This window comes from Kosakonia beeri, from assembly GCF_054165705.1.
Map to the genome: position 1 here is coordinate 592,515 of NZ_CM135106.1, position 15,792 is coordinate 608,306.

The 15,792-nt window shown below is 51.5% G+C and carries 14 protein-coding genes and 2 tRNA genes; 14 read left to right on the forward strand and 2 right to left on the reverse strand.

Annotated elements, in window-relative coordinates:
• The first annotated feature begins 61 nt into the window (after window positions 1-61).
• Entirely contained in the window at window positions 62-538 is a 477-nt protein-coding gene (greA, locus tag ACUY4S_RS02945) for a transcription elongation factor GreA (protein WP_017457342.1), read from the forward strand.
• A gap of 152 nt (window positions 539-690) precedes the next feature.
• Here the strand turns inward: greA and yhbY are convergent, their stop codons facing one another.
• Window positions 691-984, reverse strand: coding sequence for a ribosome assembly RNA-binding protein YhbY (gene yhbY / locus ACUY4S_RS02950; protein WP_007369919.1), 294 nt, complete (start codon window positions 982-984; stop codon window positions 691-693).
• A gap of 118 nt (window positions 985-1,102) precedes the next feature.
• On the opposite strand from yhbY, the gene rlmE reads away from it, so the two are divergent.
• From rlmE to ACUY4S_RS02980, 6 genes are all read left to right on the forward strand, one after another.
• Window positions 1,103-1,729, forward strand: coding sequence for a 23S rRNA (uridine(2552)-2'-O)-methyltransferase RlmE (gene rlmE, locus ACUY4S_RS02955; RefSeq protein WP_312691234.1), 627 nt, complete (start codon window positions 1,103-1,105; stop codon window positions 1,727-1,729).
• 102 nt (window positions 1,730-1,831) lie between these two features.
• Window positions 1,832-3,763, forward strand: coding sequence for an ATP-dependent zinc metalloprotease FtsH (gene ftsH, locus ACUY4S_RS02960; RefSeq protein WP_312691235.1), 1,932 nt, complete (start codon window positions 1,832-1,834; stop codon window positions 3,761-3,763).
• Window positions 3,764-3,862: 99 nt separating this feature from the next.
• On the forward strand, window positions 3,863-4,711 hold the full coding sequence (gene folP, locus ACUY4S_RS02965) for a dihydropteroate synthase (RefSeq protein ID WP_312691236.1): 849 nt from the start codon (window positions 3,863-3,865) through the stop codon (window positions 4,709-4,711).
• Entirely contained in the window at window positions 4,704-6,041 is a 1,338-nt protein-coding gene (gene glmM, locus ACUY4S_RS02970; RefSeq protein ID WP_458022850.1) for a phosphoglucosamine mutase, read from the forward strand. Before folP ends, glmM begins: the two co-directional genes overlap by 8 nt.
• Before the next feature lie 227 nt (window positions 6,042-6,268).
• Window positions 6,269-6,601 (forward strand): preprotein translocase subunit SecG, encoded by a 333-nt coding sequence (gene secG / locus ACUY4S_RS02975; protein ID WP_458022851.1) that lies wholly within the window; start codon window positions 6,269-6,271, stop codon window positions 6,599-6,601.
• Window positions 6,602-6,613: 12 nt separating this feature from the next.
• Window positions 6,614-6,700: transfer RNA gene (locus ACUY4S_RS02980), tRNA-Leu, on the forward strand.
• Window positions 6,701-6,982: 282 nt separating this feature from the next.
• Here ACUY4S_RS02980 and argG read toward each other — a convergent pair.
• A complete protein-coding gene (argG, locus tag ACUY4S_RS02985) occupies window positions 6,983-8,329 on the reverse strand; it encodes an argininosuccinate synthase (protein WP_458022852.1) in 1,347 nt (448 codons plus the stop codon).
• A 377-nt stretch (window positions 8,330-8,706) separates the two neighbouring features.
• Between argG and ACUY4S_RS02990 the strand changes: the two genes are divergently transcribed.
• From ACUY4S_RS02990 to rpsO, 7 genes are all read left to right on the forward strand, one after another.
• Window positions 8,707-8,783 (forward strand) — tRNA-Met (locus ACUY4S_RS02990).
• Window positions 8,784-8,991: 208 nt separating this feature from the next.
• A complete protein-coding gene (rimP, locus tag ACUY4S_RS02995; protein ID WP_312691240.1) occupies window positions 8,992-9,444 on the forward strand; it encodes a ribosome maturation factor RimP in 453 nt (150 codons plus the stop codon).
• Window positions 9,445-9,472: 28 nt separating this feature from the next.
• On the forward strand, window positions 9,473-10,960 hold the full coding sequence (gene nusA, locus ACUY4S_RS03000) for a transcription termination factor NusA (protein ID WP_458022853.1): 1,488 nt from the start codon (window positions 9,473-9,475) through the stop codon (window positions 10,958-10,960).
• Between the two features lie 24 nt (window positions 10,961-10,984).
• Window positions 10,985-13,693: a translation initiation factor IF-2 gene (gene infB / locus ACUY4S_RS03005; RefSeq protein WP_312691242.1), complete on the forward strand. Its 2,709-nt coding sequence runs from the start codon at window positions 10,985-10,987 to the stop codon at window positions 13,691-13,693.
• Window positions 13,694-13,790: 97 nt separating this feature from the next.
• On the forward strand, window positions 13,791-14,192 hold the full coding sequence (gene rbfA / locus ACUY4S_RS03010) for a 30S ribosome-binding factor RbfA (RefSeq protein ID WP_312691243.1): 402 nt from the start codon (window positions 13,791-13,793) through the stop codon (window positions 14,190-14,192).
• A complete protein-coding gene (gene truB, locus ACUY4S_RS03015) occupies window positions 14,192-15,139 on the forward strand; it encodes a tRNA pseudouridine(55) synthase TruB (protein WP_312691244.1) in 948 nt (315 codons plus the stop codon). The genes rbfA and truB overlap by 1 nt, the downstream gene beginning before the upstream one ends.
• A 146-nt stretch (window positions 15,140-15,285) precedes the next feature.
• The gene (rpsO, locus tag ACUY4S_RS03020; protein ID WP_017457357.1) at window positions 15,286-15,555 is read left to right on the forward strand and encodes a 30S ribosomal protein S15; all 270 of its coding nucleotides are present in this window, start codon (window positions 15,286-15,288) and stop codon (window positions 15,553-15,555) included.
• Window positions 15,556-15,792 lie beyond the last annotated feature (237 nt).

The window sequence follows — 15,792 nt, forward strand, 5'->3', positions numbered from 1 at the left end:
CAGGTAGAGCTGTCGGGGCGGGGCAACTGCTCCTTACAGGAATGTTCAAGAGGTATAAAAAATGCAAGCTATTCCGATGACCTTACGTGGTGCTGAAAAACTGCGCGAAGAACTGGAGTTTCTGAAATCCGTTCGTCGCCCTGAAATTATCGCCGCTATCGCAGAAGCCCGCGAACATGGCGATCTGAAAGAGAACGCGGAATATCACGCGGCGCGCGAGCAACAAGGCTTTTGCGAAGGCCGGATTAAAGACATTGAAGCAAAACTGTCTAATGCGCAGGTTATCGATATTTCAAAGATGCCGAAGAGCGGACGTGTCATTTTTGGTTCGACGGTTACCGTGCTAAATCTGGATAACGACGAAGAGCAAACCTACCGCATTGTGGGCGACGATGAAGCTGATTTTAAACAGAACCTCATCTCGGTGAATTCACCCATCGCGCGCGGTCTGGTCGGTAAAGAGCAGGATGATGTGGTGGTGATCCGCACGCCTGGCGGCGAAGTGGAATACGAAATCATTAAAGTAGAGTATTTGTAATTACGCTGCGGACTTAGTTGTTGACGCATTGTAAAGAAAAGAAAAAGGCCGCATTGCGGCCTTTTAACAACTTCAGGAGCGTGGCATTTTGCACGTCTGCTGGCGGAAAACCCCTCGTTTTACACAGATTTTGTGTTCAATTCAGGATATTCTTAGCGTGGCAGCGAGATTTTACGCTCTGCGGTTGGGCGATAAAGCACCAGCGTTTTCCCGATGACCTGTACGTTACAGGCGCCGGTTTCGCGAACGATAGCTTCCACAATCAAGGTTTTAGTTTCTCTGTCTTCAGAGGCGATCTTCACCTTGATAAGTTCATGGTGTTCTAACGCTTGTTCAATCTCGGCCAGTACCCCTTCGGTCAAACCATTGTTGCCAAGCATAACTACTGGCTTGAGCGGATGTGCCAGACCTTTCAGGTGCTGTTTTTGTTTAGTACTCAGATTCATCGTATATTTTGCTTACGTTGGGATTGAAAACGGTTCATTCTACCGCCATCTCCTCTGTATCGCCAAATTGCGCGTCGAAATTTATCGATGTCTACGATGAACCCGGATGGAAAGTTAAATGACAGGTAAAAAGCGTTCTGCCAGCTCAAGCCGCTGGCTCCAGGAACACTTTAGCGATAAATATGTTCAACAAGCGCAGAAAAAAGGGTTACGTTCCCGTGCCTGGTTTAAACTTGATGAAATACAGCAAAGTGACAAACTTTTTAAACCAGGGATGACGGTTGTTGACCTGGGTGCCGCACCCGGTGGGTGGTCGCAATATGCGGTCACGCAAATCGGTGGCAATGGTCGTATTATCGCTTGCGACCTTTTACCGATGGATCCAATCGTCGGCGTTGACTTCCTTCAGGGCGATTTTCGTGATGAATTAGTCCTGAAAGCATTACTGGAACGCGTCGGCGACAGTAAAGTGCAAGTTGTCATGTCAGATATGGCGCCAAACATGAGTGGAACGCCAGCGGTAGATATCCCTCGCTCTATGTATCTGGTAGAGCTGGCGCTGGATATGTGCCGTGATGTATTGGCGCCTGGCGGTAGTTTTTTAGTGAAGGTGTTCCAGGGCGAAGGTTTCGATGAGTACCTGACGGAAATTCGCTCCCTGTTTACGAAGGTGAAAGTTCGTAAACCGGACTCTTCGCGTGCACGTTCTCGCGAAGTGTATATTGTAGCGACCGGGCGAAAATGATACCCCGTTGACTTCGGCCTTTGGTTTGAATGAGATGGGATATGTTGTATCCTGACGCTGTTTTTAACACAGTTGTAATATGAGGTTAATCCCTTGAGTGACATGGCGAAAAACCTAATACTCTGGCTGGTCATTGCCGTCGTGCTGATGTCAGTATTCCAGAGCTTTGGGCCCAGCGAGTCTAATGGCCGTAAGGTGGATTACTCTACCTTCCTGCAAGAGGTCAACCAGGACCAGGTTCGCGAAGCGCGTATCAACGGACGTGAGATCAACGTTACCAAGAAAGATAGTAACCGTTACACGACTTACATCCCGGTCAACGATCCGAAACTGCTCGACAACCTGCTGACGAAAAGCGTCAAGGTTGTAGGCGAACCCCCTGAAGAGCCGAGCCTGCTGGCTAACATCTTCATTTCCTGGTTCCCGATGCTGCTGTTGATTGGGGTCTGGATTTTCTTTATGCGCCAGATGCAGGGCGGTGGTGGCAAAGGTGCCATGTCGTTCGGCAAGAGCAAGGCGCGCATGCTTACGGAAGATCAGATCAAAACCACCTTCGCCGATGTTGCTGGCTGTGACGAAGCAAAAGAAGAAGTTGGCGAACTGGTCGAATATTTGCGTGAGCCGAGCCGTTTCCAGAAACTGGGCGGTAAAATCCCGAAAGGCGTCCTGATGGTCGGGCCTCCGGGTACCGGTAAAACGCTGCTGGCGAAAGCTATCGCGGGTGAAGCAAAAGTACCGTTCTTTACTATTTCTGGTTCTGACTTCGTGGAAATGTTCGTAGGTGTGGGTGCATCTCGTGTGCGCGACATGTTCGAACAGGCCAAGAAAGCTGCACCGTGCATTATCTTTATCGATGAAATCGATGCCGTTGGCCGTCAACGTGGCGCCGGTCTCGGCGGTGGTCATGATGAACGTGAACAGACCCTGAACCAGATGCTGGTTGAGATGGACGGGTTCGAAGGTAACGAAGGTATCATCGTTATCGCCGCGACTAACCGCCCTGACGTGCTTGACCCTGCGTTGCTGCGTCCTGGTCGTTTTGACCGTCAGGTTGTGGTCGGACTGCCGGATGTGCGTGGTCGCGAGCAAATACTGAAGGTGCATATGCGTCGCGTACCGCTGTCTCCGGACATTGATGCGGCGATCATTGCGCGTGGTACGCCAGGCTTCTCAGGTGCCGATTTGGCTAACCTGGTGAACGAAGCAGCGCTTTTCGCCGCGCGCGGTAACAAACGCGTTGTTTCTATGGTGGAATTCGAAAAAGCGAAAGACAAAATCATGATGGGCGCGGAACGCCGCTCTATGGTGATGACAGAAGCGCAAAAAGAATCCACGGCATACCATGAAGCAGGCCACGCGATCATTGGCCGTCTGGTTCCTGAACACGATCCAGTGCATAAAGTGACGATCATTCCTCGTGGACGTGCGTTGGGTGTGACGTTCTTCTTGCCAGAAGGCGATGCTATTAGCGCCAGCCGTCAGAAACTGGAAAGTCAGATTTCAACCCTGTACGGTGGTCGCCTGGCTGAAGAGATTATTTACGGCGTCGAGCATGTCTCTACCGGTGCGTCGAACGACATTAAAGTCGCGACCAACCTGGCGAGAAACATGGTCACTCAGTGGGGCTTCTCCGACAAGCTGGGCCCGTTGCTGTATGCGGAAGAAGAAGGCGAAGTATTCCTTGGCCGTTCCGTGGCAAAAGCGAAACATATGTCGGATGAAACGGCACGTATCATCGATCAGGAAGTGAAAGCATTGATTGAGCGTAACTACAATCGTGCGCGTCAGCTCCTGAATGAGAATATGGACATCCTTCACGCCATGAAAGATGCGTTGATGAAGTATGAAACCATCGATGCGCCGCAGATTGATGACCTGATGTCACGTCGTGATGTACGTCCGCCGGCGGGCTGGGAAGAGCCGGGTACGAACAATTCTGACAATAATGGTACGCCTCGTGCGCCACGTCCGGTTGATGAACCACGTACGCCGAATCCGGGCAACACCATGTCAGAACAGCTGGGCGACAAATAAGTTATCCGCTGTGTGGAACCTGTTCTTCTTTGAAACCCCGGGGCTTGCTCCGGGGTTTTTCTTTACCGATTAACTGCAATAATTTCAGGGATTTTAGTCATGAAACTTCATGCTCAGGGCTCAATGCTCGATCTCTCTCATCCTCATGTGATGGGGATCCTCAATGTCACGCCAGATTCGTTCTCTGACGGCGGCACGCACAATACACTGATTGAAGCCGTCAAACATGCCAATCTGATGATCAATGCTGGTGCGACAATTGTGGATATCGGCGGCGAGTCAACGCGGCCAGGTGCAGCGGATGTGAGCGTCGAAGAAGAACTGCAGCGAGTTATTCCGGTGGTCGAAGCCATTGCCCAGCGCTTTGAAGTGTGGATTTCAGTCGATACGTCAAAACCGGAAGTCATTCGCGAGTCGGCGCGCGTTGGGGCGCATATTATCAATGATATTCGCTCGCTTACCGAGCCGGGGGCACTGGAAGCCGCAGCAGAAACGGGCCTGCCCGTCTGCCTGATGCATATGCAAGGTCAGCCGAAAACCATGCAGGAAGCACCAAAATATGATGATGTGTTTGCTGATGTGAATCGCTTTTTTGCGCAGCATATCGCGCGGTGTGAGGAGGCAGGCATCGCAAAAGATAAATTGTTACTCGACCCGGGATTCGGTTTCGGTAAAAATCTCTCCCACAATTATGCGCTGCTTGCCCGGTTGGCTGAATTTCATCACTTTGGGCTGCCGTTGCTGGTGGGAATGTCCCGCAAGTCTATGGTCGGTCAGCTATTAAATGTCGGTCCTTCCGAACGGTTAAGCGGCAGTCTGGCCTGTGCGGTGATTGCCGCCATGCAGGGTGCGCAGATTATTCGTGTTCACGATGTGAAAGAAACAGTAGAGGCTATGCGGGTGGTGGAAGCCACGCTGTCAGCGAAGGAAAATAAGCGTTATGAGTAATCGTAAATATTTTGGCACCGATGGCATTCGTGGCCGTGTTGGCGACGCACCTATCACCCCTGATTTTGTTTTGAAACTGGGCTGGGCTGCGGGTAAGGTTCTCGCCCGTCACGGTTCGCGTAAAATTATTATTGGTAAAGATACGCGAATCTCTGGCTATATGCTGGAATCAGCGCTCGAAGCGGGCCTCGCCGCTGCCGGTCTTTCCGCATCGTTCACTGGTCCAATGCCGACACCGGCGGTTGCTTACCTGACGCGCACTTTCCGTGCGGAAGCGGGTATTGTCATTTCTGCCTCGCATAACCCTTTCTATGATAATGGCATTAAATTCTTTTCGATTGATGGCACGAAATTGCCGGATGCCGTAGAAGAGGCCATTGAAGCTGAAATGGAAAAAGAGCTGACATGCGTCGATTCTGCTGAATTGGGGAAAGCCAGCCGCATTGTTGACGCCGCAGGCCGTTATATCGAGTTCTGTAAGGCGACGTTCCCTAATGAACTGAGCCTTAATGCACTGAAAATTGTTGTTGATTGCGCTAATGGCGCAACTTATCACATTGCGCCTAGTGTTTTCCGCGAGCTGGGGGCGAAAGTCATCGCGATGGGTTGTGATCCTGACGGGGTCAACATTAATGAAAAATGTGGTGCCACGGATGTTGCCGCGCTGCAGCAGCGAGTGCTGGCTGAAAAGGCCGACCTGGGCATTGCATTTGATGGTGACGGCGATCGGGTCATTATGGTTGACCACCAGGGCAATAAAGTCGATGGCGATCAGATCATGTATATCATTGCGCGTGAAGGGCTACGCCAGGGGCAACTGCGCGGTGGCGCGGTGGGCACGCTGATGAGCAACATGGGATTAGAAGTGGCCCTCAAGCAACTGGGTATTCCTTTTGCCCGCGCGAAAGTGGGCGATCGCTATGTGCTGGAAAAAATGCAGGAAAAAGGCTGGCGCATTGGTGCGGAAAACTCCGGGCATGTGATCCTGCTTGATAAAACTACCACCGGGGATGGGATCGTGGCGGCATTGCAAGTTGTGGCAGCGATGGTGCGCAATCATATGAATCTGCACGATCTGTGCAGTGGTATGAAAATGTTCCCGCAGGTGCTGGTGAATGTGCGCTTTACGGCTGGCAATGGCGATCCGCTCGAAGACGAAACGGTTAAAGCGGTAACGGCGGAAGTGGAGTCGACACTGGGCAACTGTGGCCGCGTACTGCTGCGTAAGTCGGGTACTGAGCCGCTGATCCGCGTAATGGTGGAAGGCGAGGATGAAGCACAGGTCACGGCGCTAGCGAATCGCATTGCAGATGCGGTAAAAGCGGTATAAGTGCATGTTAAGTGCTTAAAAAGGCGGCTATTGATACCTTTTTTGTGGACAGATATCGCAGTTTTGCTGTTTTTTTCCGCACTTGATAAAATGCGCTGAAATTGCCCTTGCGAAGGTCATTCGCTTTAGTTAGTATTCACACCCGCTTCAGTGGGAAAGCAAGAAGAGTCCCGCGTTTATTGGTTTGAAGCATTGGCTGCGGCAACCCCGCAAGGAACAGGTTGATTATGTACGAAGCTCTTTTAGTTATTTTCCTTATTGTAGCGCTGGCTCTGGTGGGTCTGATTATGCTGCAGCAAGGTAAAGGCGCTGACATGGGAGCCTCTTTTGGCGCTGGCGCGTCCGGTACACTGTTCGGTTCAAGTGGTTCTGGTAACTTCATGACCCGCATGACCGCAGTACTGGCAACTCTGTTTTTTATCATTAGCCTGGTGTTGGGTAATATCAACAGCAATAAAACCAATAAAGGAAGCGAGTGGGAAAATTTGAGTGCTCCGGCTAAAACCGAGCAAACTCAGCCAGCAGCGCCGGCGCAGCCGAGCAGCGATATCCCGCACTAATCAGTAAGTCGTGCCGAGGTGGTGGAATTGGTAGACACGCTACCTTGAGGTGGTAGTGCCCGATTGGGCTTACGGGTTCAAGTCCCGTCCTCGGTACCAATATTCCGGAAAAAAGACATCGAAAGATGTCTTTTTTTCGTCTGTAATCCGGGCGCTGAAATTCACTGGGTGTATTTGACTGTCAGAAACAAATAAACGCGTTTATCATAAGTGGCATGGTTGAGACCCTTGCGAACCTGCCCCCCTAAAAATAAGCCCTGCCTGTTCTGTCAGTTTTCACTTTAAACTCGCCATACCTGTTGCTTACCGCGCCCATGGGCGTGCTACTTAACTGGCAACAAAAAGGCGCCTTTCGGCGCCTTTTTCTACTCACATTCGCGATTACTTTTTATCATTGTGTTCCAGGTTTTCTACCTGCGGCAGGCCATTGCCGGAGGTGGTAGAGATCAAACCTGTCTGTACGTAGTTAAACAGTTTCTCACGCGTATCGGTAATATCCAGGTTCCGCATTGTTAACTGGCCAATACGATCGTCCGGGGAGAAGACGGACTCTCCTTTTTCCATGGTCAGACGCTCTGCTTTGTAGGTCAGGTTGTCAGACACGGTATTCAGGATGGAGTAATCGTTACCGCGACGCAGTTCCAGTGTGACTTCACCGGTAATGGCGCTTGCAACCCAACGTTGCAACGCATCACGCAGCATCAGCGCCTGCGGATCAAACCAGCGGCCCTGATACAACAACCGACCCAGCTGGCGACCATGCGCATGGTACTGCTCGATGGTATCTTCGTTATGAATACCGGTCAAAAGGCGTTCGTAAGCGATATGCAGCAGCGCCATCCCCGGTGCTTCGTAAATGCCGCGGCTTTTTGCTTCAATGATACGGTTTTCTATTTGGTCGCTCATACCCAGGCCGTGACGGCCACCAATGCGGTTGGCTTCCAGCATCAACTCTACATCATCAGTAAATGTTTTACCGTTCAGCGCCACCGGGTGACCACGTTCAAAACGCACTGTCACTTCTTCAGCCGGAATTTTGACGTTCTCATCCCAGAACTTAACACCCATAATCGGGTTGACGATTTTCACACTCGAATTAAGGAACTCAAGATCCTTCGCTTCGTGTGTTGCGCCCAACATATTGGAGTCAGTTGAGTAGGCTTTTTCTGCCGACATTTTGTAGTCAAAACCGGAAGCGGTCATGAATTCGGACATTTCCTGACGGCCGCCCAGCTCATCAATAAAATCGGTATCCAGCCACGGCTTATAGATTTTCAGTTCGGCGTTGGTCAGCAGACCGTAACGATAGAAGCGCTCAATATCATTACCTTTATAGGTGCTTCCATCACCCCAGATGTTTACGCCGTCTTCTTTCATCGCAGCAACCAGCATCGTACCGGTTACGGCACGGCCGAGCGGCGTGGTATTGAAATAGGTCAGGCCGCCAGTAGTATTGTGGAATGCGCCGCACTGAATCGCCGCAATACCTTCAGCAACGAGCTGTTTCCGGCAGTCGATCAGCCGGGCATTTTCCGCACCGTATTCTTTCGCGCGACGGGGAATCGCTTCATAGTCATCCTCATCCGGTTGGCCCAGATTTGCCGTATAGGCATAAGGAACCGCGCCTTTTTGGCGCATCCACAACAGCGCCGCGCTGGTATCCAGACCGCCAGAGAAAGCGATGCCAATACGTTGACCTGCGGGAAGATGCTTGAGAATCGTCGTCATAAAAAAATCCCTGCTTGATAGACCTATGGAGAAAGACTTTACAGCCACGCCACCACGTTTGTGCCATTCATTTGAGTTTCCTAATGAATGGTTATGCAAAATAAATGAGTTTTCATTTAATCATCTTTTGATGATGACCGGAAGAGAAGAGTGCAATTTTCATCGTAATATTGCCGTGATACCTCGACTGACCACGTTAAAATTTTGGGGGACTCTATGCATACTTCCAGGCGCACGGGATGCTAACGCTGTGAGGTTGACAGATAGTTATGTTTTTCAATATACTGCAAGCCGATTTTACGTCCCGTCTTCGGTACCAAATCCCAGCATTATTTGCAAATTCGCTCTCGAACGAGTAGAATTTGCCACGTTTCAGGCGCGGGGTGGAGCAGCCTGGTAGCTCGTCGGGCTCATAACCCGAAGGTCGTCGGTTCAAATCCGGCCCCCGCAACCACTTTCCCTAAGTGTTCTTTTTCAAATATACTATGAGGACTTAACGCCTTCGTAGCTGGATTTGAAAAAAACACTCATGGAAGGTTCTCCAGACCGCATTTGCGGTTATAGGGTTCAGTTATTTAAAGCCCCGATTTATCGGGGTTTTTTGTTATCTGACTACGGAATAACTGGGCTATAGGCCCTTTTTTTATGTCTTGGGGGTGGACTTGTCCACATTAGAGCAAAAGTTAACAGAGATGATTACGGCGCCGGTTGAAGCACTGGGCTATGAACTGGTCGGTATTGAGTTTGTACGTGGGCGTACATCCACGCTGCGCATCTATATTGATAGTGAAGATGGCATCAATGTTGATGATTGCGCTGATGTTAGCCACCAGGTCAGTGCGGTATTGGACGTTGAAGATCCGATTACCGTAGCTTACAACCTGGAAGTTTCTTCTCCAGGTCTTGAGCGTCCTTTGTTTACGGCTGAGCACTATACGCGTTTTAAGGGCGAAGAAGTCTCGCTGGTGCTGCGTATGGCGGTACAGAATCGTCGTAAGTGGCAGGGCATCATTAAAGATGTCGATGGCGAGATGATCACCGTTACGGTCGAAGGTAAAGATGAAGTGTTCGCATTGAGCAATATTCAGAAAGCGAACCTGGTCCCCCACTTTTAACAGTCTGAATTGAGGTGAAAGGCCCCCGATGAACAAAGAAATTTTGGCTGTTGTTGAAGCTGTTTCTAACGAAAAATCGCTTCCGCGTGAAAAAATCTTTGAAGCGCTGGAAAGTGCTCTGGCTACAGCAACCAAGAAAAAATATGAACAAGAGATCGATGTGCGTGTAAGTATCGATCGTAAAAGCGGTGATTTCGATACATTCCGTCGCTGGCTCGTTGTTGAAGAAGTAACGCAGCCGACGCGTGAAATCACTCTGGAAGCGGCACGTTACGAAGATGAGAGCCTGAACGTTGACGATTACGTCGAAGATCAGATCGAATCCGTCACCTTCGACCGCATCACTACGCAAACTGCGAAGCAAGTTATCGTACAGAAAGTACGTGAAGCTGAACGCGCCATGGTGGTAGACCAATTCCGCGAGCATGAAGGCGAAATCATCACCGGCGTTGTGAAAAAAGTGAACCGCGACAATATCACGCTTGATCTTGGCAACAATGCGGAAGCTGTGATCCTGCGTGAAGATATGCTCCCGCGTGAAAACTTCCGCCCAGGCGATCGCATCCGTGGTGTACTGTACGCAGTGCGTCCGGAAGCCCGGGGTGCGCAGCTGTTTGTGACCCGTTCCAAACCGGAAATGTTGGTCGAGCTGTTCCGCATTGAAGTGCCGGAAATTGGCGAAGAAGTGATTGAAATTAAAGCTGCGGCTCGCGATCCGGGTTCACGCGCTAAAATCGCGGTGAAAACGAACGACAAGCGTATCGATCCGGTCGGTGCTTGCGTTGGTATGCGTGGCGCGCGCGTTCAGGCGGTTTCAACGGAACTTGGCGGTGAACGCATTGATATCGTGCTGTGGGACGACAACCCGGCACAGTTTGTTATCAACGCGATGGCACCGGCTGACGTTGCCTCAATCGTGGTGGATGAAGACAAACACACGATGGATATCGCAGTAGAAGCGGGCAACCTGGCGCAAGCGATCGGCCGTAATGGGCAGAACGTGCGTCTCGCGTCTCAACTGAGCGGCTGGGAACTCAACGTAATGACCGTTGAAGACCTGCAATCTAAGCATCAGGCTGAAGCGCATGCGGCGATTGATACCTTCACTCGTTACCTGGACATCGACGAAGATTTCGCTGCCGTTCTGGTCGAAGAAGGTTTCTCTACGCTGGAAGAACTGGCCTATGTGCCAATCAAAGAGCTGCTGGAAATTGACGGTCTGGATGAAGATACCGTCGAAGCCCTGCGCGATCGTGCGAAAAATGCGCTGACCACTCTGGCGCTGGCACAGGAAGAAAGTCTGGGCAATAAAGAACCCGCTGAAGACTTACTTAACCTGGAAGGGCTGGATCGCGCACTGGCATTTAAACTGGCTGCTCGTGGTGTTTGTACGCTTGAAGACCTCGCCGAACAAGGCGTGGACGACCTGAGCGATATCGAAGGGTTAACCGACGAGAAAGCAGGTGAGCTCATCATGGCCGCACGTAATATTTGCTGGTTTGGTGACGAAGCGTAATAAACTGTAGCAGGAAGGAACAGCATGACAGATGTAACCGTAAAAACGCTGGCCGCTGAGATTCAAACCTCTGTGGACCGCCTGGTACAGCAATTTGCTGATGCAGGGATCCGCAAGTCTGCTGAAGACTCAGTAACAGCGCAAGAAAAGCAGACGCTATTAGCGCACCTGAACCGTGAACATGGCTCAGGTCCTGATAAGCTGACGCTGCAGCGTAAAACGCGCAGCACATTAAGTATTCAGGGCACCGGTGGTAAAAGTAAATCGGTGCAGATCGAAGTCCGTAAAAAGCGCACCTTTGTAAAACGCGATCCACAAGAGGCTGAACGTCTCGCTGCGGAAGAAGAGGCGATGCGCGAAGCGGAAGAGAAGGCCCGTCGTGAAGCACAGGAACTTGCTGAGCGCGAAGCCGAAGAAAAAGCAAAGCGTGACGCCGAAAGCCGTGTGAAACGTGAAGCCGAAGAAAAAGCTAAACGCGAACATGCTGAAAATGCAAAACGTGAGGCTGCGGAAAATAGCAAAGTGAGCAATCAACAATCTGACGAAATGACCAGGACTGCCCAGGCGGAAAAAGCCCGCCGTGAATCCGAAGCGCAAGAACTCAAGCGCAAAGCGGAAGAAGAGGCTCGTCGTAAACTGGAAGAAAACGCACGTCGCGTAGCGGAAGAAGCTCGTCGTATGGCAGAACAGAATGAAAATGGCTGGAAAGCCGGCGAAGAAGAAGAAACTGTCGGTGATTATCACGTAACCACTTCCCAGCACGCGCGTCAGGCTGAAGATGACAATGACCGCGAAGTTGAAGGTGGTCGTGGTCGTGGCCGCACCGCAAAAGCGCCGCGTCCGAAAAAAGGTAACAAACACGCTGAAAGCAAAGCCGACCGTGAAGAAGCGCGTGCTGCGGTTCGTGGCGGTAAAGGTGGGCGCCAGCGTAAAGGTTCTACTCTGCAACAGGGCTTCCAGAAGCCGGCGCAGGCGGTTAACCGTGATGTTGTGATTGGCGAAACCCTGACTGTTGGCGAACTGGCCAACAAGATGGCGGTGAAAGGTTCTCAGGTCATCAAAGCGATGATGAAACTGGGCGCAATGGCCACCATCAACCAGGTGATCGACCAGGAAACGGCACAACTGGTTGCCGAAGAAATGGGCCACAAAGTTATCCTGCGTCGTGAAAACGAGCTGGAAGAAGCAGTAATGAGCGACCGTGATACTGGCGCTGCCGCTGAACCGCGCGCACCGGTTGTGACCATTATGGGTCACGTTGACCACGGTAAAACCTCTCTGCTCGACTACATTCGTTCTACGAAAGTGGCTTCTGGCGAAGCGGGCGGCATTACTCAGCATATCGGTGCTTACCACGTTGAAACTGACAACGGGATGATCACCTTCCTGGATACCCCAGGCCACGCCGCGTTTACCGCAATGCGTGCCCGTGGTGCGCAGGCAACAGATATCGTGGTATTGGTTGTTGCTGCAGACGACGGCGTAATGCCGCAAACTATTGAGGCTATCCAGCACGCGAAAGCGGCGCAGGTGCCAGTGGTAGTTGCAGTAAACAAAATTGATAAGCCGGAAGCTGATCCGGACCGTGTGAAGAATGAACTGACTCAGTACGGGATCATTCCGGAAGAGTGGGGCGGCGAAAGCCAGTTCGTCCACGTATCTGCTAAAGCGGGTACCGGCATTGATGAACTGCTCGACGCGATTCTGCTGCAGGCGGAAGTTCTGGAGCTGAAAGCGGTTCGTAAAGGTATGGCAAGTGGCGTCGTTATCGAATCCTTCCTGGATAAAGGTCGTGGTCCGGTAGCAACGGTTCTGGTGCGTGAAGGTACGCTGCATAAAGGCGATATCGTACTGTGTGGTTTTGAGTACGGTCGCGTGCGTGCGATGCGTGATGAACTGGGTCGTGAAGTGACCGAAGCGGGTCCGTCCATTCCGGTGGAAATTCTCGGTATGTCCGGTGTCCCTGCAGCGGGTGACGAAGCGACAGTCGTCCGTGACGAGAAAAAAGCGCGTGAAGTGGCGCTGTATCGTCAGGGTAAATTCCGCGAAGTCAAACTGGCACGTCAGCAGAAATCCAAACTGGAAAACATGTTTGCCAACATGACCGAAGGCGAAGTTCACGAAGTGAACATCGTCATGAAGGCCGACGTTCAGGGTTCTGTGGAAGCGATTGCCGACTCTCTGCTGAAATTGTCTACCGACGAAGTCAAAGTGAAGATCGTGGGCTCTGGCGTAGGTGGTATCACCGAAACCGACGCAACACTGGCTGCGGCTTCGAATGCGATTCTGGTGGGCTTCAACGTTCGTGCTGATGCGTCTGCGCGCCGCGTTATCGAGGCGGAAAGCCTGGATCTGCGTTACTACTCGGTCATTTATAACCTGATCGACGAAGTGAAAGCAGCGATGAGCGGTATGCTTTCTCCGGAACTGAAACAGCAGATCATCGGTCTGGCTGAAGTTCGCGACGTCTTCAAATCGCCGAAATTTGGCGCGATCGCAGGCTGTATGGTTACCGAAGGTGTGGTTAAACGTCACAACCCAATCCGTGTCCTGCGCGACAACGTGGTTATCTATGAAGGCGAGCTGGAATCCCTGCGTCGCTTCAAAGATGACGTCAACGAAGTTCGTAACGGTATGGAGTGTGGTATCGGCGTGAAGAACTACAATGACGTACGTACTGGCGATATGATCGAAGTGTTCGAAATTATCGAGATCCAGCGTACCATCGAGTAATCAACGCGATAGTGCAATGTAGGCCGGGGAAGCGCAGCGCCACCCGGCAAGAAATATCAAAAGGGGCTACGGCCCCTTTTTAGTCTGGAGAATTATTATGGCGAAAGAATTTGGTCGCCCTCAGCGCGTCGCTCAGGAACTGCAAAAAGAGATTGCGATTATCCTGCAGCGCGAGATCAAAGATCCGCGTTTGGGTATGATGACCACGGTTTCCGGTGTTGAGGTGTCCCGCGATCTGGCGTATGCCAAAGTGTTTGTCACCTTCCTCAACGATAAAGATGAAGCCTCGATTAAAGCAGGCATCAAAGCGTTGCATGATGCATCCGGTTTTATTCGTACCCTGTTGGGCAAAGCGATGCGTCTGCGTATTGTGCCGGAACTGACCTTCTTCTATGACAATTCGCTGGTCGAAGGGATGCGTATGTCCAATCTCGTCACCAGCGTGGTGAAACACGATGACGAGCGTCGTGTGAACCCGGACGACAACAAGGAGGACTGATGAGTCGTCCTCGTCGTCGCGGTCGCGATGTGCATGGCGTACTGCTGTTGGATAAACAGCAAGGTGCGTCCAGTAATGATGTACTGCAGAAAGTAAAACGTCTCTATAATGCCAACCGCGCTGGGCATACCGGCGCGTTGGATCCGCTGGCTACCGGCATGCTGCCGATTTGCCTCGGAGAAGCGACGAAATTCTCCCAGTATCTGCTTGATTCTGATAAACGTTACCGGGTCATTGCCCGCCTCGGGCAGCGTACCGATACATCGGATGCGGATGGGCAGGTTGTGGAAGAACGCCCGTTGACCTTCACCGCCGATCAATTGACGGTGGCACTGGAGAGTTTCCGCGGCGATACACAGCAAGTGCCTTCGATGTACTCTGCATTGAAATATCAGGGGAAGAAACTCTACGAATATGCGCGCCAGGGGATAGATGTCCCCCGTGAGGCACGCCCAATTACCGTTTATGAACTGTTGTTCATTCGCCATGAAGGTAACGAACTGGAGCTTGAAATCCACTGTTCGAAGGGCACCTATATCCGCACTATCATTGATGATCTGGGCGAAAAACTGGGCTGTGGCGCGCACGTTATCTATTTGCGCCGCCTGGCGGTCAGCAAATATCCCGTTGAACGCATGGTAACGCTGGAACAGCTGCAGGAACGTGTAACGCAGGCTGAACAACAAGGTATCCCGGCGGCGCAACTGTTGGATCCTCTGTTGATGCCGATGGATAGCCCGGCGTCAGATTTCCCGGTGGTGAATATCCCTTCTGTTGTGGCGGCGTACTTTAAAAACGGTCAGCCAGTGCGTGCCTCAGCCGCGCCAAAAGATGGCCTGGTTCGCGTCACGGAAGGTGAAGACGAGACGTTTATCGGGATGGGCGAAATTGATGGTGAGGGGCGTGTTGCTCCCCGTCGTCTTGTGGTCGAATATCCTGCTGTATAACGGGCCTGGCTTGCGGGAATCCGTGACTACGAGTAGAATATTGCCGCTTAATGTCTGGCTTAGTGGTTAACTGGGTCTGGCGTTAAACCTGGGGTCGCTGAATTAGAGATCGGCACCCTTTCCTTTTTTTATCACTGGAGTTCAAAATGTCTCTAAGCGTTGAAGCTAAAGCAAAAATCGTTTCCGAGTTTGGTCGTGGTTCTAACGACAGCGGTTCTACCGAAGTTCAGGTTGCGCTGCTGACTGCTCAGATTAACCACCTGCAGGGTCACTTTGCAGAGCACAAAAAAGATCACCACAGCCGTCGTGGTCTGCTGCGCATGGTTTCTCAGCGTCGTAAACTGCTCGACTACCTGAAACGTAAAGACGTTGCACGCTACACCGCGCTGATCGAGCGTCTGGGTCTGCGTCGCTAAGTCTGGCGAGTTTCAAGAAGGGGCCTACAAGGCCCCTTTTTTCAACCAGGCGGCAGCAATTGGCAGTAAACTAATGTATTGTTGCCATGTATGATCTTCTCTGCAGAGGTTCGCGCGGCTAATGAGAGCCTTTATCCGCAATGGGGCGGGTCAGGATTGTCATTAGTCGCGAGGATGCAAGAAGGTCCTGTTAAATAATCAGCACGCCTGAGGTGTGCTGATCTTCATTAAGAAAGG